At 66.2% G+C, this 16,606-nt stretch carries 14 protein-coding genes; 10 read left to right on the forward strand and 4 right to left on the reverse strand.

Annotated features, from left to right (window positions below):
* Positions 1-189: 189 nt before the first annotated feature.
* On the reverse strand, positions 190-1,455 hold the full coding sequence (locus DIE08_RS32185; RefSeq protein ID WP_124905725.1) for an SGNH/GDSL hydrolase family protein: 1,266 nt from the start codon (positions 1,453-1,455) through the stop codon (positions 190-192).
* Between the two features lie 197 nt (positions 1,456-1,652).
* Here DIE08_RS32185 and paaA point away from each other — a divergent pair, with 197 nt between their 5' ends.
* The 8 genes from paaA (at position 1,653) to DIE08_RS32225 (ending at position 7,922) form a co-directional block, all read left to right on the forward strand.
* Complete coding sequence (gene paaA, locus DIE08_RS32190; RefSeq protein WP_059608506.1) at positions 1,653-2,651, forward strand: 1,2-phenylacetyl-CoA epoxidase subunit PaaA; 999 nt, start codon at positions 1,653-1,655, stop codon at positions 2,649-2,651.
* Between the two features lie 36 nt (positions 2,652-2,687).
* Positions 2,688-2,972, forward strand: a complete 285-nt coding sequence (gene paaB / locus DIE08_RS32195; RefSeq protein WP_006752453.1) for a 1,2-phenylacetyl-CoA epoxidase subunit PaaB — start codon at positions 2,688-2,690, stop codon at positions 2,970-2,972.
* Positions 2,973-2,982: 10 nt separating this feature from the next.
* A complete protein-coding gene (gene paaC, locus DIE08_RS32200; RefSeq protein ID WP_124905727.1) occupies positions 2,983-3,786 on the forward strand; it encodes a 1,2-phenylacetyl-CoA epoxidase subunit PaaC in 804 nt (267 codons plus the stop codon).
* Positions 3,787-3,811: 25 nt separating this feature from the next.
* Positions 3,812-4,375 carry a 1,2-phenylacetyl-CoA epoxidase subunit PaaD gene (gene paaD, locus DIE08_RS32205; protein WP_059608508.1) on the forward strand — a complete coding sequence of 188 codons (564 nt, stop codon included), beginning with the start codon at positions 3,812-3,814 and terminating at the stop codon, positions 4,373-4,375.
* A 2-nt stretch (positions 4,376-4,377) separates the two neighbouring features.
* Positions 4,378-5,466 carry a 1,2-phenylacetyl-CoA epoxidase subunit PaaE gene (gene paaE / locus DIE08_RS32210; RefSeq protein WP_124628526.1) on the forward strand — a complete coding sequence of 363 codons (1,089 nt, stop codon included), beginning with the start codon at positions 4,378-4,380 and terminating at the stop codon, positions 5,464-5,466.
* A gap of 129 nt (positions 5,467-5,595) precedes the next feature.
* Positions 5,596-6,411 carry a DUF1835 domain-containing protein gene (locus DIE08_RS32215; protein WP_059608510.1) on the forward strand — a complete coding sequence of 272 codons (816 nt, stop codon included), beginning with the start codon at positions 5,596-5,598 and terminating at the stop codon, positions 6,409-6,411.
* 23 nt (positions 6,412-6,434) lie between these two features.
* The gene (locus DIE08_RS32220; protein WP_006757885.1) at positions 6,435-7,040 is read left to right on the forward strand and encodes a TetR/AcrR family transcriptional regulator; all 606 of its coding nucleotides are present in this window, start codon (positions 6,435-6,437) and stop codon (positions 7,038-7,040) included.
* A gap of 234 nt (positions 7,041-7,274) precedes the next feature.
* The gene (locus tag DIE08_RS32225; protein WP_124628528.1) at positions 7,275-7,922 is read left to right on the forward strand and encodes a GNAT family N-acetyltransferase; all 648 of its coding nucleotides are present in this window, start codon (positions 7,275-7,277) and stop codon (positions 7,920-7,922) included.
* A 69-nt stretch (positions 7,923-7,991) separates the two neighbouring features.
* Here the strand turns inward: DIE08_RS32225 and DIE08_RS32230 are convergent, their stop codons facing one another.
* The gene (locus tag DIE08_RS32230; RefSeq protein WP_011655746.1) at positions 7,992-8,516 is read right to left on the reverse strand and encodes an Lrp/AsnC family transcriptional regulator; all 525 of its coding nucleotides are present in this window, start codon (positions 8,514-8,516) and stop codon (positions 7,992-7,994) included.
* A gap of 211 nt (positions 8,517-8,727) precedes the next feature.
* Between DIE08_RS32230 and hppD the strand changes: the two genes are divergently transcribed.
* The gene (gene hppD, locus DIE08_RS32235) at positions 8,728-9,825 is read left to right on the forward strand and encodes a 4-hydroxyphenylpyruvate dioxygenase (protein WP_124905729.1); all 1,098 of its coding nucleotides are present in this window, start codon (positions 8,728-8,730) and stop codon (positions 9,823-9,825) included.
* Positions 9,826-9,963: 138 nt separating this feature from the next.
* On the opposite strand, the gene DIE08_RS32240 is transcribed toward hppD, so the two are convergent.
* Complete coding sequence (locus DIE08_RS32240) at positions 9,964-10,155, reverse strand: hypothetical protein (protein WP_124905731.1); 192 nt, start codon at positions 10,153-10,155, stop codon at positions 9,964-9,966.
* A gap of 320 nt (positions 10,156-10,475) precedes the next feature.
* Between DIE08_RS32240 and DIE08_RS32245 the strand changes: the two genes are divergently transcribed.
* Positions 10,476-14,066, forward strand: a complete 3,591-nt coding sequence (locus DIE08_RS32245; RefSeq protein WP_124905733.1) for an indolepyruvate ferredoxin oxidoreductase family protein — start codon at positions 10,476-10,478, stop codon at positions 14,064-14,066.
* 138 nt (positions 14,067-14,204) lie between these two features.
* On the opposite strand, the gene DIE08_RS32250 is transcribed toward DIE08_RS32245, so the two are convergent.
* On the reverse strand, positions 14,205-16,475 hold the full coding sequence (locus DIE08_RS32250; protein ID WP_124628535.1) for an NADP-dependent malic enzyme: 2,271 nt from the start codon (positions 16,473-16,475) through the stop codon (positions 14,205-14,207).
* Positions 16,476-16,606: the final 131 nt, after the last annotated feature.

Below are 16,606 nucleotides of genomic sequence, written 5' to 3' on the forward strand. Positions count from 1 at the left end.
GCGTTTCCGTTAGCGCGAAAGAGGCGTGATTCTATGCACCCGCCCCGGTCTGCGCAACCCCCTTTGTGAAAATATTTTGAAAAAGCCCCCGTGCGCTAACGCGCACGGGGCTTTTGGGGCTCGAGGGACCGAGCGCCGCCCACAATCTCGAGGAAGCCGGCGGTTCTTCGCTCTATATATAAGGCGATGTCACTTGCCGCCGACTGCGGCGTGCAGCCGCTCCATCGGCACTGCATCGGCCATGGCCGTGTAACCCGCGTCACTCGGATGAATGCCGTCGCCACTGTCATACCGGCGCTGCAGCACACTCGGGCGAGCCGGGTCGCGCAGCACCGCGTCGAAGTCCACCACGCCGTCGAAACCGCCGCCGCTCCGGATCCACCGGTTCACCTCGAGTCGGACCGCCTCGCGCCCGGCCGGCAACGCCGCAGGCGTGAGCGTCGCGCCAAAGACCTTCACGCCCTGGTGATGTGCTGCCTCGATCAACCGGCGATAGCCGTCGATCAACGAAGCGGCCGTGACCTGCGTATGCGGGTTGTCGCAATCGAGCCCCGCACGCGGCGGCATCGCCGCAAAGTTGATGTCGTTGATGCCGATCAGCACGATCGCCGCCTTCACCCCTGCACGCGAAAGCGCATCGCGCTCGAACCGTGACGCCAGCGACGTGCCGTAGCATGCCGAATCGCTCAGCAGCCGATTGCCGCTGATCCCGAGATTCACGACGCCGAGCGAATCCGAACCTGCCGCGGCCAGCCGGCGCGCCAGCGCATCCGGCCAACGACGGTTGCGGTTCAGGCTCGAGCGTAGCCCGTCGGTGATCGAGTCCCCGATCGCGGCGACACTCGCCCGCGCGGCGCCCGCCTCGACGGCCAGTTCGGTCACCCACGCATACTGAGTAAAACGCGTGCGGAATGCGCCCGCGCCCGGATCGTTCACATGATCGCCCGGCGCCGATACGTAATTGAGCTGGTTCGACACACGGTGCCACACCGTCATCCGCTGGTTTGCCCCCATCCGCAGACTGATCGCATACGGCTGCCCGGCCGTCACGTCGATCGCCACCGGGTCGCTTTCAAGCTCCTGGCCCGGGGCGAGCGTCACCGACGTCTTGCCACCGAAGCGGACGGAAGCACCCGCCGCGTCGGCAAGCGCCGCGCCGTCACCGGCGCGCGCGAGACTGGCAGCCTCGATCAACAGCGGCGCGCGAGCATAGGCGTTGCTGATACGAATCCGCGCGGCATGCCCTGAAACCGTCGGGTAGACAATCTGCCGAACGGTTCGCCCGGCCACGTCGGGCGCGCGGTAGAGCGGCGGCGGCGCAGTCAGGTCGGGAATCGGCTGCAACGCGGTCGCCCACGCGGCGACCCACCCGGCCGGTGCGGCCGAGACCGCGAGCGGCGACATGAAAACGGACGCGCCCAGCACGGTCGCGACGAAACTGCTTCGAAATGACATCGGCGAAATCCTCATCGGAAAGCAGGCATTGTGCCGCAGAAGCCACCCGTCTCACGCGCCACCGCCCTCCCGACCGGCGATCGCGCCCATCGCCCCACGTTTACCCGAGTCCCGCTGCAAATCCGCAAGAAATTTATTAACCGACCGGTCGGTTGGTTTATACTTCGCACACATTCAACCGGACGAGATCCTCCGCCATGTACACGCAATCCCTCGACATCCCCGGCAACGTCGCACCGCTCGACGCCGCAGCCGAGTCGCCCGAGCAGGCGCGGTTCGACGCGGTCATGGCCGCGGACGGCAAGATCGAACCGCAGGACTGGATGCCCGATGCCTATCGCAAGACGCTGGTCCGCCAGATTTCGCAGCACGCGCACTCGGAAGTCGTCGGCATGCTGCCGGAAGGCAACTGGATCTCGCGCGCACCGAGCCTGAAGCGCAAGGCGATCCTGCTCGCGAAAGTCCAGGACGAAGCCGGTCACGGCCTCTATCTATATAGCGCGGCCGAAACGCTCGGCGTATCGCGCGATTCGCTGATCGACGCGCTGCACGCCGGCAAGGCGAAATACTCGAGCATCTTCAACTACCCGACGCCGACCTGGGCCGACGTCGGCGTGATCGGCTGGCTCGTCGACGGCGCCGCGATCATGAACCAGATCCCGCTGTGCCGCTGCACGTACGGCCCGTATGCGCGCGCGATGATCCGCGTGTGCAAGGAAGAGTCGTTCCACCAGCGCCAGGGCTTCGATGCACTGCTGTCGATGATGAAGGGGACCGACGCGCAGCGCGCGATGGTCCAGCAGGCGGTGAACCGCTGGTGGTGGCCGGTGCTGATGATGTTCGGCCCGAGCGACGCCGATTCGGTCCACAGCAACCAGTCCGCGAAATGGGGCATCAAGCGGATCTCGAACGACGACCTGCGGCAGAAGTTCGTCGACGCGACGGTCGATCAGGCGAAGGTGCTCGGCGTGACGCTGCCCGACCCCGACCTGAAATGGAACGAGGCGCGCGGCCACTACGACTACGGCGCGATCGACTGGGATGAATTCTGGCGCGTCGTCAACGGCGACGGCCCGTGCAACAAGGAACGCCTCGCGACGCGCGTGAAGGCGCACGACGACGGTGCTTGGGTGCGCGAAGCCGCGCTCGCGCACGAAGCAAAGCGCCGCGCCCGCGCCAAGCAGCAAGCCGCCTGAGCGGCAACCATCGAATACAGGATTCAGGAGAGAGTGATGAACAAGGAATGGCCGATCTGGGAAGTGTTCGTACGCAGCAAGCAGGGCCTCGACCACAAGCATTGCGGCAGCCTGCACGCGGCCGACGCGTCGATGGCGCTGCGCATGGCGCGCGACGTCTACACGCGCCGCCAGGAAGGCGTGAGCATCTGGGTGGTGCCGTCGTCGGCGATCACCGCGTCGGATCCGGCCGAGAAGGCCGAGTTGTTCGAACCGGCGGGCGACAAGATCTACCGTCACCCGACGTTCTACACGCTGCCCGACGAAGTCAACCACATGTAACGCCCGCGCCATGACGATCACGCCCGAACACCTCTCCTACGTGCTGCGCCTCGCGGACAACGCGCTGATCCTCGGTCAGCGCAACGCCGAATGGTGCGGCCACGGCCCGATCCTCGAGGAAGACATCGCGCTCACCAACATGAGCCTCGACCTCATCGGCCAGGCCCGCATGCTGTATACGCACGCAGCCGACCTCGACCGCCAACTGAACGGCGCGGCGAAGACGGAAGACGACTACGCGTACTTCCGCACCGAGCGCGAGTTCGCGAACTTCACGCTCGCCGAGCTGCCGCACTACGGCCCGATCGCCGGCACGGCGCACGCCGACAAAGACTATGCGGTGACCATCGTGCGCAATTTCCTCTACGCGACGCTGATGCTGCACGTGTGGACGGCGCTCGAAACGTCGACGGACGCGCAACTCGCCGCGATCGCCGCGAAATCGGTGAAGGAAACCCGCTATCACGTGCAGCATGCCCGCGAATGGCTGCTGCGCCTCGGCGACGGCACCGACGAATCGCATCGCCGCGCGCAGGCCGCGCTCGACTACCTGATTCCGTACACGCGCGAATTCTTCGCCGCCGACGCGGTCGACGACGCGATCGCCGCATCCGGCATCGGCCCGGCAGCGGCCACGCTCGAAGCCGCCTGGCGCGCGGACGTGGACGATGCGCTCGCGGAAGCGACGCTCACCCTGCCCGCGCCCGTGCAGCATGTGACGACCGGCAAGCAGGGCGAGCACTCGGAGCACATGGGCTACCTGCTCGCGGAAATGCAGAGCCTCGCGCGCCAGCACCCCGGCGCGACCTGGTAACCGGCCGACCCAACGGAGCCCGACGATGTCCGTCCAGACTGCCGCCCCCGCCGACGCCGCACCCGCCGCGCACCGCAACGATCCGTTGCTCGCGCGCGCGTGGGACGTGCTCGAAGCCGTGCCCGATCCCGAGATTCCAGTCGTGTCGATCCGTGAGCTCGGCATCCTGCGCGACGTCCGTCGCGCAGACGACGGCCTGCTCGAAGTCGTGATCACGCCGACCTACTCCGGCTGTCCGGCGATGTCGCAGATCGCCGAGGACATCGCCGCGGCGATGCACGCCGCCGACCTGCCGCCGCACCGGATCGAGACGGTGCTCGCGCCCGCATGGACGACCGACTGGATCACGCAGGAAGCGCGCGACAAGCTGCGCGCGTACGGCATCGCGCCGCCCGTCGGCCAGTGCGCCGGCGCCGCGCCGCGGGAAAACGTCGTGCGTTTCGTGCCGCGCCCCGTCGCGGCGCCCGTCTGCCCGCGCTGCGGTTCCGCCCGCACCGAGCGTCTCGCGCAATTCGCGTCCACGGCCTGCAAGGCGTTGTATCGCTGTGTCGACTGCCGCGAACCCTTCGACTACTTCAAACCTTATTGATCATGGCGACCCCGCAATTTCACCCGCTGCGTATCCGCGATGTGCGCCCCGAGACCGCCGACGCCGTTACCGTCTCCTTCGACGTGCCGCCCGAATTGCGCGACGCGTACCGCTTCACGCAGGGCCAGTTCGTCACGCTGAAGACCCACATCGACGGCGAGGAAACGCGCCGCTCGTACTCGATCTGCGTAGGTACGACCGACTACGACCGTGACGGCGAGCTGCGCATCGGCATCAAGCGCGTGCGCGGCGGCCGGTTTTCGAACTTCGCGTTCGATACGCTGAAGCCCGGCCACACCATCGACGTGATGACACCGGACGGCCGCTTCTTCACGCACCTGAACGCCGACCACGGCAAACAGTACGTCGCGTTCTCCGGCGGATCGGGCATCACGCCGGTGCTCGCGATCGTGAAGACGACGCTCGAGCTCGAGCCGCGCAGCACGTTCACGCTGATCTACGGCAACCGCAGCGTCGACGCGATCATGTTCGCCGAGGAACTCGAGGACCTGAAGAACCGCTACATGAACCGCTTCGTCCTGTACCACGTGCTGTCGGACGACCAGCAGGACGTCGAGCTGTTCAACGGCGTGCTCGATCAGGCGAAATGCGCGGAATTCCTTGCCACGCTGACGCCGGCCGACGCGATCGACGAAGCGTTCATCTGCGGCCCGGCGCCGATGATGGACGCGGCCGAAGCCGCGCTGAAGGCAGCCGGCGTGCCGCCGGCGAAGGTACATGTCGAACGCTTCGGCACGCCGCTGCCGCAGGCCGGCGCGCCCGTCGTCGAGATCACCGACCAGACGCCGGCCGCCGATCTCGAAATCGTGCTCGACGGCAAGAAACGCAAGCTGCGCCTGCCGTACGAGGGCGTGAGCCTGCTCGACGTCGGCCTGCGCGCGGGCCTCGCGCTGCCCTATGCGTGCAAGGGCGGCGTGTGCTGTACGTGCCGCGCGAAGGTGGTCGAAGGCGAAGTCCGGATGGAGAAGAACTACACGCTCGAGGAACACGAAGTGAAGGACGGCTTCGTGCTCACGTGCCAGTGCCATCCGATCAGCGACAAGGTCGTCGTGAGCTTCGACGAGCGTTGAGCGGCGTCGCACCGGCGCGGCGCGCCGGTTTCTCGTCGTCACACATCTCGCTTACACTAGGGGCCGCCGGCCGGCTGGACGTCGCAACGTCCGCCCGGCCGGCGGTTTTCTTTTGTTGATGACAGGCCGATGAGTACCATTCACGTGATTCAGGGCGGCACCGCCGCCGCGTCGCTGCGCGAGGCGCTCGCGCAAGCCGGACGCGACGAGCGCGTCGTCGGATTGCTCGACGATCTCGCGGTCGGGCCGCTGAAGGGCGCCGACGAGACGCCCGACACGCGCGCCGCCTTCTGGCAGCGCGTGCTCGGCGACCAGATTCCCGACTGGAATGCGGAGATCGAAGGTGAATTCACCCGCCTCGACCAGCTCGCGATGGATACGGACCAGGTAGTCGTCTGGCACGCACCGAGCGTCGGCGACAAGCTGCTGTTGCGCCGCGTCGCCTATCACCTGCGCAACGCGCCGCAGCGGCTGAACGAGGTGCGGTTGTCGGCCGCGGACCTCGACGCCCCGCAGCGCGCGGCGCTGACCCGCACCGACCAGGCCTGCTCGACCGGGATGTTCTCACCTGCGGCACTCGCTCGCAAACGGCCGGTGGCCGCGCCGATCTCGGTACTGCGCATCGGTCGCCTCGCGCTCGAATGGCAAGAGGCGAAGCACCTGAATGCCGAGCTGCGCTACTGGGTCAGCAACACGATCGAGAGCGGCCATTACGCGGACCTCGACGCGCTGATCGTCGCGCATGCGGAACCCGGCTGGCTGCCCGCGCGACGCGTCGTCGGCGACATCATGGCCAACGCCGACCGCGGCGGGCTGTTCGTCAGCGATTCGATCGCCTGGTGGCGCTGCCGCGAACTCGCGGCTGCCGGCCGGCTCGAGCTGCAGGACGACGCGCCGGCCGCCCTTTCTTCCACGCAGGTGCGCGCGGCAGCCGCGCCTCGCTAACGCTACAACTTTCGCATTCGACCATGGCCCGTACCCGAGCGCCCGACCACGAATCCCAGCGCGAGCAGATCCTCGATCTCGCCGCCGAGAAATTCGCGCAGACGAGCTATCCGAGCACGTCGATGTCCGATCTCGCGACCGCGAGCGGCACGTCGAAGGCACGTCTCTATCACTATTACGAGAGCAAGGAAGCGATCCTGTTCGACCTGCTCGACCGCTACACGAAGCGGTTGATGCTGATCATCGCCGAGGTGGAAGGCGCGAGCCAGCGGCGCGGCCTCAGCGAGCGCGACGCGTTCGCCGAGCTGGTGCGCGCGTTCCTCGCCGAATACGAGACGTCGCACAGCCGCCATGTCGCGCTGCTCAACGACGTGAAGTATCTCGAGGACGCGCAGCGCGAAATCGTGCTCGACCGCCAGCGCGACATCGTCGCGGCATTCGCGCGTCAGCTCGCGCGCGCCTACCCGGACCGGATCTCGAAGGAAAACCAGACGTCGGTCACGATGATGGTGTTCGGGATGATCAACTGGACGTTCACGTGGCTCAAGCCGGGTGGCCGCCTCGGCTACCGCGACTTCGCCGAACAGGTGATCGACCTGATGGAACGCGGGCTGTCGCCCGGCGCGTGATTGCCGCGCAGCAGCATGCGTTGCGCGGCGGGCACACTGCGACAGGCCGCCGCGCATTTCATGTGATGAATTTTAAATCCGTTAAAAATCAAATAGATAGAGAATGAACTAAGCGGATTTAGAATTCCCCCTCAGCACAAATAACGTCAAATACGGGTTTTCCCCAACCCCGCTCAGGTAAAATGCGCTGCATTGCACAAGTTGCTCGTGCAGCTACACACTGAGGAACCCACGATGAACACGCAACTCAACCGCCGTGCCGATGCAGTCGGCCACGCCGGTACTGCGCCGGTTCTCGTCAGGGAACTGGCTTCCAAAGACCGTGAGCAAATGCTCACCCACTTTCTCTCGCTCAACGAAGAGGACCGCCTGCTACGCTTCGGCCAGATGGTGCCCGACCACGTGATCGAGAACTATGTCCGTACGATCGACTTCGGTCGCGACACGGTGTTCGGCGTTTTCGACCATGCGCTCGAGTTGATCGGCGTCGGCCACCTGGCGTATCTGCCCGCCGAAGGCGACAAGCGTACGGCCGAGTTCGGCGTGTCGGTGCTCGAAAGCGCCCGCGGCTGCGGCGTCGGCTCGAAACTGTTCGAGCGCGCTGCGATCCGCAGCCGCAACACCCGCGTGACGATGCTGTACATGCATTGCCTGTCGCGCAACGCGACGATGATGCACATCGCGAAGAAGTCCGGGATGCGCATCGAGTACGCATACGGCGAGGCCGATGCGTACCTGTCGCTGCCACCGGCCGACCACTCGACGATCCTCGCCGAGATGCTGCAGGAGCAGGCCGCGGTATTCGACTACGCGCTCAAGCGCCAGGCGCACCGCACGTCGAAGTTCATCGAATCGCTGATGCCCGCCGCGCTGACGGCATGACATCGGCCGACCGGGCTGCCTTGCGGGGCGCCCGGCTCAGCCTTCTTTCTCCCCTTCTCGCACCGCGCTCTAGCGCACCGACCGGATCGGCAACGCCGTCGTCTCCTTGAAGCACTCGAGCGAGAAGCTCGTCTTCACGTCGATCACCGACGGATGGTGCAGCAAATGCTCCTGCACGAAGCGGGAGAAGTGCGCCATGTCCTCGACCTGCACCCGCAGCAGGTAATCCATGTCGCCCGTCATCGCGTGGCACGCCACCACTTCCGGCCAGGTCTGCACGGCCGCGCGGAACAGTTCCGCGTGGGTCGCGCCCGCGCGCGCCGACGTCTCGTCGGCACGGACCGGCGCCAGGCCGCCGCGCTTCTCGAGCCGCACGCTCACGTATGCGAGCAGGTCGAGCCCCAGCTTCTGCGGATCGAGCAACGCGACGTAGCCGGTGATCACACCGATCTCCTCGAGCCGCCGGATCCGTCGCAGGCACGGGCTCGGCGACAGGTTCACGCGCTCGGCGATCTCCTGGTTCGACAAGCGGCCGTTCTCCTGAAGAATCGCGAGAATCCGCCGGTCGATGGCATCCAATTCGGCTTGCGCCATTTTCTGCCCTCCAATGATGGTTCAGAGACTGGAAATTGCGCCATCGTAGGCATGGACGATTAAGTTCGCAAGTTTACGCTCGCGGCCGCCCGCTACACTTTGTCGCACGTACCGATTCGTTGCGCACGCCGACGCGTGCGCCGCGTTCGACATCGAACCGGGCCGCGCGCGCACGTCGCGCCGGCCGATCGCCCCGCACAGGAGACACGACATGCAGATCCCCCAATGGGACAACCCCGTCGGCACCGACGGCTTCGAATTCATCGAATACACCGCTCCGGATCCGAAAGCGCTCGGACAACTGTTCGAACGGATGGGTTTCACCGCGATCGCGCGCCATCGCCACAAGGACGTGACGGTCTACCGCCAGGGCGACATCAACTTCATCATCAACGCCGAACCCGATTCGTTCGCGCAACGCTTCGCACGCCTGCACGGCCCGTCGATCTGCGCGATCGCGTTCCGCGTGCAGGACGCCGCGAAGGCGTACAAGCACGCGCTCGAACTCGGCGCGTGGGGCTTCGACAACAAGACGGGCCCGATGGAGCTGAACATCCCGGCGATCAAGGGCATCGGCGATTCGCTGATCTACTTCGTCGACCGCTGGCGCGGCAAGAACGGCGCGCAGCCGGGCGCGATCGGTGACATCAGCATCTACGACGTCGACTTCGAGCCGATCGCCGGCGCGAACCCGAACCCGGTCGGCCACGGCCTCACCTACATCGACCACCTGACGCACAACGTGCATCGCGGCCGCATGCAGGAATGGGCCGAGTTCTACGAGCGCCTGTTCAACTTCCGCGAAGTGCGGTATTTCGACATCGAAGGCAAGGTGACCGGCGTGAAGTCGAAGGCGATGACGTCGCCGTGCGGCAAGATCCGGATCCCGATCAACGAGGAAGGCTCGGACACGGCCGGCCAGATTCAGGAATACCTCGACGCGTACCACGGCGAAGGCATCCAGCACATCGCGCTCGGCACGAACGACATCTACGGCGCGGTCGACGGCCTGCGCGGCAAGAGCGTGAAGTTGCTCGACACGATCGACACGTATTACGAGCTGGTCGACCGCCGCGTGCCGAACCACGGCGAATCGCTGGACGAACTGAAGAAGCGCAAGATCCTGATCGACGGTGCCCGCGACGACCTGCTGCTGCAGATCTTCACCGAGAACCAGATCGGCCCGATCTTCTTCGAGATCATCCAGCGCAAGGGCAATCAGGGCTTCGGCGAAGGCAACTTCAAGGCGCTGTTCGAATCGATCGAACTCGACCAGATCCGCCGCGGCGTGGTCCAGGACAAGGCCTGACGCAGCCGGCCGCCCGGCACCCGACAGCCGGGCGCCGCGCGAGCCTCGGCGGCACATGAAAAAAGGGCGGGAATCCTGCGATTCCCGCCCTTTCGTCTTTTGCGTGGTTTCGGCGCGGCCTGGCGCCGCGCGAACAGATCAACGCACGTTCGCCTTCGACACGACGCGCGCGGCTGCCGGCTGCGCGTCGGCAGCCTGCGCCGGCGCGATCTGACGCATCTGCGCGCCGGCTGCCGCCAGTGCGCTCGCGCCTTGCGCGTGCACCGGGCCGGTCATCGCGAAAAACGCGGCGGACACGATCAGGAAACTCTGGATATGACGTGTGTTCATTGCACCTCCTTTAAAACTGCCGGCGCCTCCCCGGTTGCGTCGAAACAGGCCGACGCGGCCGGGCACCTCCGGCAGGCCGACAAGATTAACGGCATTTGTACGAAGATGGGACCGGCTTTACATGCTTTTACATGATGTAACGCATTGCGGCGCGCCGTTTCGTCGATGCGCCGAGGCCAACCGGCCGGTGAGCGACGGGTTTATCCCAGTGCTACCATCGCTTAAAACCGGCCAATATGCCGGCCACTGCCGAGACGTTCACAAGACGTCGACGCAATTGAAGCTTTGGTGATCCCAAACTGGGTGGAGGAGACAGTTCAATGAATGCCCCGCTAGACGCAGGCCAACGCGCGTCGCTTGAAGCCGCGCTGAAGTCCGTCACGCTTGACGACAAATACACGCTCGAACGCGGCCGCGCGTACATGAGCGGCATTCAGGCGCTCGTGCGCCTGCCGATGCTCCAGCAGGAACGCGACCGCGCCGCCGGCCTCAACACGGCCGGCTTCATCTCCGGTTATCGCGGCTCGCCGCTCGGCGGCCTCGATCTCTCGCTCTGGAAGGCCAAGCAGCACCTCGCGGCCCACCAGATCGTCTTTCAGCCCGGTCTCAACGAAGATCTCGCCGCCACCGCCGTGTGGGGCTCGCAGCAGGTGAACCTGTATCCCGGCGCGAAGCACGACGGCGTGTTCGGCATGTGGTACGGCAAGGGCCCGGGCGTCGACCGCACCGGCGACGTCTTCAAGCACGCGAACTCGGCCGGCTCGTCGCAGCACGGCGGCGTGCTCGTGCTGGCCGGCGACGACCACGCGGCGAAATCGTCGACGCTCGCTCACCAGTCCGAACACATCTTCAAGGCCTGCGGGCTGCCGGTGCTGTTTCCGTCCAATGTGCAGGAATATCTCGACTTCGGCCTGCACGGCTGGGCGATGAGCCGCTACTCGGGCCTGTGGGTCGCGCTCAAGTGCGTGACGGACGTGGTCGAATCGTCGGCATCGGTCGACATCGACCCGCATCGCACCGAGATCGTGCTGCCGACCGACTTCATCCTGCCGGAAGGCGGCCTGAACATCCGCTGGCCGGACCCGCCGCTCGTCCAGGAAGCGCGGCTGCTCGACTACAAGTGGTACGCGGCGCTCGCGTACGTGCGCGCGAACAAGCTCGACCGCATCGAGATCGACTCGCCGAATGCGCGCTTCGGGATCATGACGGGCGGCAAGGCGTACCTCGACGTGCGCCAGGCGCTGACGGACCTCGGCCTCGACGACGAAACCTGCGCGCGGATCGGCATCCGCCTGTACAAGGTCGGCTGCGTGTGGCCGCTCGAGGCCCAGGGCGCGCAGGCGTTCGCGCGCGGCCTCGACGAAATCCTCGTCGTCGAGGAAAAGCGCCAGATCCTCGAATACGCGATCAAGGAAGAACTGTACAACTGGCCCGATGCGCAGCGCCCGCGCGTGTTCGGCAAGTTCGACGAGAAGGACGGCGCCGGCGGGGAATGGTCGGTACCGATGGGCAACTGGCTGCTGCCCGCGCACTACGAACTGTCGCCCGCGATCATCGCGAAGGCGATCGCGACGCGCCTCGAGAAGTTCGAGCTGCCGTCCGACGTGCGTGCGCGCATCGCCGCGCGGCTCGCGGTGATCAACGCGAAGGAAATGGCGCTTGCGAAGCCGCACGTGCAGACCGAGCGCAAGCCGTGGTTCTGCTCGGGCTGCCCGCACAACACGTCGACCAACGTGCCGGAAGGCTCGCGCGCGATCGCCGGGATCGGCTGCCACTACATGACGGTCTGGATGGACCGCAACACGAGCACCTTCAGCCAGATGGGCGGCGAAGGCGTGCCGTGGATCGGCCAGGCGCCGTTCACGGACGAGAAGCACGTATTCGCGAACCTCGGCGACGGCACCTATTTCCACTCGGGCCTGCTCGCGGTGCGCGCGGCGATCTCGTCGAAGGCGAACATCACCTACAAGATCCTCTACAACGACGCGGTCGCGATGACGGGCGGCCAGCCGGTCGACGGCGTGCTGACGGTGCCGCAGATCACGCACCAGCTCGCGTCCGAGGGCGCGAAGAAGATCGTGATCGTCACCGATGAACCGGAGAAGTACGACAGCCAGAAGGCGCTCCTAGCACCAGGCGTGACGATCCATCACCGCGACCAGCTCGACGACGTGCAGCGCGAGCTGCGCGAGATCGAAGGCACGACGATCCTGATCTACGACCAGACCTGCGCGACCGAGAAGCGCCGCCGACGCAAGCGCGGCACGTATCCGGATCCGGCGAAGCGCGTCGTGATCAACGACGCTGTGTGCGAAGGCTGCGGCGACTGCTCGGTGCAGTCGAACTGCCTGTCGGTCGAGCCGCTTGAAACCGAATTCGGCACGAAGCGCCAGATCAACCAGTCGAGCTGCAACAAGGACTTCTCGTGCGTGAAGGGCTTCTGCCCGAGCTTCGTCACGGTCGAAGGCGGCCAGCTGAAGAAGCCCAAGGCCGTGTCGGTGGACGGCGGTGCGCTGCCGCCGATTCCGGAGCCGACGCTGCCGGCGATCGACCGTGCCTACGGCGTGCTCGTCACGGGTGTGGGCGGCACGGGCGTCGTCACGATCGGCGCGCTTCTCGGGATGGCCGCGCACCTGGAGAACAAGGGCGTGACCGTGCTCGACATCACGGGCCTCGCGCAGAAGGGCGGCGCCGTGATGAGCCACGTGCAGATCTCGCACGCGCCGACCGACATCCACGCGACGCGGATCGCGATGGGCGAAGCCGACCTCGTGATCGGCTGCGACGCGATCGTCACGGCTGGCGACGAATGCACGTCGCGCATGCGGCACGACACGACGCGCGTGGTCGTCAACAGTGCGCAGACGCCGACCGCCGAGTTCATCAAGAATCCGAACTGGGCGTTCCCGGGCCTGTCCGCGGAAAACGACATCCGCGCGGCGGCGGGTGAAGCCGTCGACTTCATCGACGCGAACCGCTTCGCGGTCGCGCTGCTCGGCGACGCGATCTACACGAACCCGTTCGTGCTCGGCTACGCATGGCAGAAGGGCTGGCTGCCGCTCACGCTTGCGTCGCTCGTCCGTGCGATCGAGCTGAATGCGGTATCGGTCGAGAAGAACCGTGCGGCATTCGACTGGGGCCGCCGCGCCGCCCACGACCTCGCGCGCGTGAAGCAGGCCGCGGCCGGCGACGCACGCCCGGCGCAAGGCGCCACGGTGATCGCGTTGCACACGAAGAAGGCGGTCGACGCCCTGATCGCGAAGCGCGTGGAATTCCTCACCGCGTACCAGAACGCCGCATACGCAGCACGCTATGCAGCCTTCGTCGACAAGGTGCGGGCAGCCGAGCGTGCGCTGGCAGACGGCGACACGATGCAGGAGCAACTGACCGAAGCGGTCGCGCGCAACCTGTTCAAGCTGATGGCGTACAAGGACGAATACGAGGTCGCGCGGCTGCAGTCCGATCCGGCGTTCCTCGCGCGCCTGTCGTCGCAGTTCGAAGGCGACTGGAAACTGAAGTTCCATCTCGCGCCGCCGCTGTTCGCGAAGACGGACGCGCACGGCCATCTCGTGAAGAAGGCGTACGGCCCGTGGATGCTGTCGGCGTTCCGGTTGCTCGCGAAGGCAAAGTTCCTGCGCGGCACGGGCCTCGACCCGTTCGGCCGCACCGAGGAGCGCCGCACCGAGCGCGCACTGATCGGCGAGTACGAAGCGTTGATCGACGAAGTGCTGGCCAGGCTGAACGCGGCCAACCACCCGCTCGCGCTCGAGCTGGCGGCGCTGCCGGACGGCATTCGCGGCTACGGCCACGTGAAGGAGAACAACCTGCGCGCGGTACGCCAGAAGTGGAACACGTTGCTCGCGAAGTGGCGTTCGCCGTCGGGCGGGCAGTCGCGCCAGCAGGTCGCGTAACGGCGCGAGGCGGGCGTTCACGGTAGGGACGTCCGCCTCCGCGCGGTGGGCGGTTCACAAAAAAAACGCCACGGAACGCAGGTTCCGTGGCGTTTTTCATTGCGCCGCGCGCGATGCGCGGCACACGCGGGCGCGAACTTACTTCGTGTTCGCGTTCGCGGCGGCCACTGCCGTCATGTTGATGATCCGGCGCACGGTCGCGGCCGGCGTCAGGATGTGGACCGGCTTCGCCGCGCCGAGCAGGAGCGGGCCGACCGTCACGCCTTCGCCGCCGACCATCTTCAGCAGGTTGTACGCGATGTTCGCCGCTTCGACGTTCGGCATGATCAGCAGGTTCGCTTCGCCCGACAGCGTCGTGCCCGGGAATGCGGCCTTGCGGACCGCTTCCGACAGCGCCGCGTCGCCGTGCATTTCGCCGTCGACCTCGAGGTTCGGCGCACGTTCGCTGATCAACTTGCGGGCTTCGGCCATGCGGCGCGACGACGCCGACGGCGCGCTGCCGAAGTTCGAGTTCGACAGCAGCGCGGCCTTCGGCACGATGCCGAAGCGCTCGATCTCGGCGGCCGCCTGGATCGTCATGTCGGCGAGCTGTTCGGCGCTCGGCAGTTCGTTTACGTACGTGTCGCACAGGAACAGGTTGCGGCCCGGCAGCATCAGCAGGTTCATCGCCGCAAAGTGCTCGGCGCCCTTCGCGCGGCCCAGCACCTGCTCGATGAACTTCAGGTGCGTGTGGTACGTATCGATCATCCCGCAGATCATCCCGTCCGCGTCGCCCAGATGCACGAGCATTGCGCCGATCAGCGTGTTGAACTTGCGCATCGCGGCCTTCGCGACTTCCGGCGTGACGCCGTCGCGCGCGCCGATCTCGTGGTAGGCCTGCCAGTAGCGGTGGTAACGCGTGTCGTCTTCCGGATTCACGATCTCGAAATCGACGCCGGCCTTGAGCTTCGAGCCGATCTTCTGCAAGCGCATCTCGATGACCGACGGACGGCCGACGATGATCGGCTTCGCGATCTTTTCCTGCAGCACGAACTGCGCGGCGCGCAGCACGCGCTCGTCCTCGCCCTCGGCGAACACGATGCGCGCCTGCTTCTTCTTCGCGGTCGCGAACACCGGACGCATCACCATGCCGGTGCGGTAGACGGTCGCGCCGAGCTGCTCGCGGTATGCGTCCATGTCCTGGATCGGACGCGTGGCGACGCCCGAATCCATCGCGGCTTGCGCGACGGCCGGCGCGATCTTGATGATCAGGCGCGGATCGAACGGCTTCGGAATCAGGTATTCCGGCCCGAACTCGAGCGAGTGGCCTTCATACGCCTTCGCGACTTCCTCGCTCTGGTCGGTCTCCTCGGCAAGCTCGGCGATCGCGCGCACGCACGCGAGCTTCATTTCTTCCGTGATCGTCGTCGCGCCGACGTCGAGCGCGCCGCGGAAGATGAACGGGAAGCACAGCACGTTGTTGACCTGGTTCGGATAGTCCGAACGGCCGGTCGCGACGATCGCGTCCGGGCGCACGGCCTTCGCGTCTTCCGGGCGGATTTCCGGTTCCGGGTTCGCAAGCGCCAGGATCAGCGGGCGGTCGCCCATCGTCTTGACCATGTCCTGCTTCAGCACGCCCGCGCTCGAGCAGCCGAGGAACACGTCAGCGCCGACGATCGCGTCGGCGAGCGTGCGCGCGTCGGTCGCCGCCGCATAGCGCTGCTTCGACGGGTCGAGGTTGCCGCGCCCTTCGTAGATCACGCCCTTCGAGTCGGCGACGAGGATGTTCGCCTTCGTGAGACCCAGGTTCACCAGCAGGTCCAGACACGCGATCGCCGCCGCGCCCGCGCCCGAGCACACGAGCTTCACTTCGGACAACTTCTTGCCGACTACCTTCAGGCCGTTCAGGATCGCGGCCGACGCGATGATCGCGGTGCCATGCTGGTCGTCGTGGAAGACGGGAATCTTCATGCGCTCGCGCAGCTTCTGCTCGATGTAGAAGCATTCCGGCGCCTTGATGTCCTCGAGGTTGATGCCGCCGAGCGTCGGCTCGAGCATCGCGATCGCCTCGACGAGCTTGTCGGGGTCGGATTCCGACAGTTCGATGTCGAACACGTCGATGCCCGCGAACTTCTTGAACAGGCAGCCCTTGCCTTCCATCACCGGCTTCGCGGCCAGCGGGCCGATGTTGCCGAGGCCCAGCACGGCCGTGCCGTTCGTGATGACGCCGACGAGGTTGCCGCGCGACGTGTACTTCTGCGCGTCGAGCGGATCGGCGTGGATCGCCTCGCACGCGGCGGCGACGCCCGGCGAATACGCGAGCGACAGATCGAGCTGGTTCGACAGCGGCTTGGTCGGGGTGACCGAAATCTTGCCGGGTTTCGGGTTCAGGTGATAAGCGAGAGCGGCCTGCTTCAGTTGTTCGTCCATGATTGACCTGCGAGAGACATGCGAAATTTTTGACGGTTCAGTACACAGCACCTTGGGCCGCGTCTACTTGAATCGAAGGGGTGGTCGACTGCGAGACGGCACGCAGCGCGCCGGGTCGGCACGCCATCGAA

This window comes from Burkholderia sp. Bp9004, assembly GCF_003858025.1.
In the GTDB taxonomy this organism is placed as follows: Bacteria; Pseudomonadota; Gammaproteobacteria; order Burkholderiales; family Burkholderiaceae; genus Burkholderia; species Burkholderia diffusa.

What these genes read in the sequence shown, in the direction of transcription:
- DIE08_RS32185 (WP_124905725.1), bottom strand. Translation starts at nt 1,455, where the DNA reads ATGTCATTTCGAAGCAGTTTCGTCGCGACCGTGCTGGGCGCGTCCGTT.
- paaA (WP_059608506.1), top strand. Translation starts at nt 1,653, where the DNA reads ATGTACACGCAATCCCTCGACATCCCCGGCAACGTCGCACCGCTCGAC.
- paaB (WP_006752453.1), top strand. Translation starts at nt 2,688, where the DNA reads ATGAACAAGGAATGGCCGATCTGGGAAGTGTTCGTACGCAGCAAGCAG.
- paaC (WP_124905727.1), top strand. Translation starts at nt 2,983, where the DNA reads ATGACGATCACGCCCGAACACCTCTCCTACGTGCTGCGCCTCGCGGAC.
- paaD (WP_059608508.1), top strand. Translation starts at nt 3,812, where the DNA reads ATGTCCGTCCAGACTGCCGCCCCCGCCGACGCCGCACCCGCCGCGCAC.
- paaE (WP_124628526.1), top strand. Translation starts at nt 4,378, where the DNA reads ATGGCGACCCCGCAATTTCACCCGCTGCGTATCCGCGATGTGCGCCCC.
- DIE08_RS32215 (WP_059608510.1), top strand. Translation starts at nt 5,596, where the DNA reads ATGAGTACCATTCACGTGATTCAGGGCGGCACCGCCGCCGCGTCGCTG.
- DIE08_RS32220 (WP_006757885.1), top strand. Translation starts at nt 6,435, where the DNA reads ATGGCCCGTACCCGAGCGCCCGACCACGAATCCCAGCGCGAGCAGATC.
- DIE08_RS32225 (WP_124628528.1), top strand. Translation starts at nt 7,275, where the DNA reads ATGAACACGCAACTCAACCGCCGTGCCGATGCAGTCGGCCACGCCGGT.
- DIE08_RS32230 (WP_011655746.1), bottom strand. Translation starts at nt 8,516, where the DNA reads ATGGCGCAAGCCGAATTGGATGCCATCGACCGGCGGATTCTCGCGATT.
- hppD (WP_124905729.1), top strand. Translation starts at nt 8,728, where the DNA reads ATGCAGATCCCCCAATGGGACAACCCCGTCGGCACCGACGGCTTCGAA.
- DIE08_RS32240 (WP_124905731.1), bottom strand. Translation starts at nt 10,155, where the DNA reads ATGAACACACGTCATATCCAGAGTTTCCTGATCGTGTCCGCCGCGTTT.
- DIE08_RS32245 (WP_124905733.1), top strand. Translation starts at nt 10,476, where the DNA reads ATGAATGCCCCGCTAGACGCAGGCCAACGCGCGTCGCTTGAAGCCGCG.
- DIE08_RS32250 (WP_124628535.1), bottom strand. Translation starts at nt 16,475, where the DNA reads ATGGACGAACAACTGAAGCAGGCCGCTCTCGCTTATCACCTGAACCCG.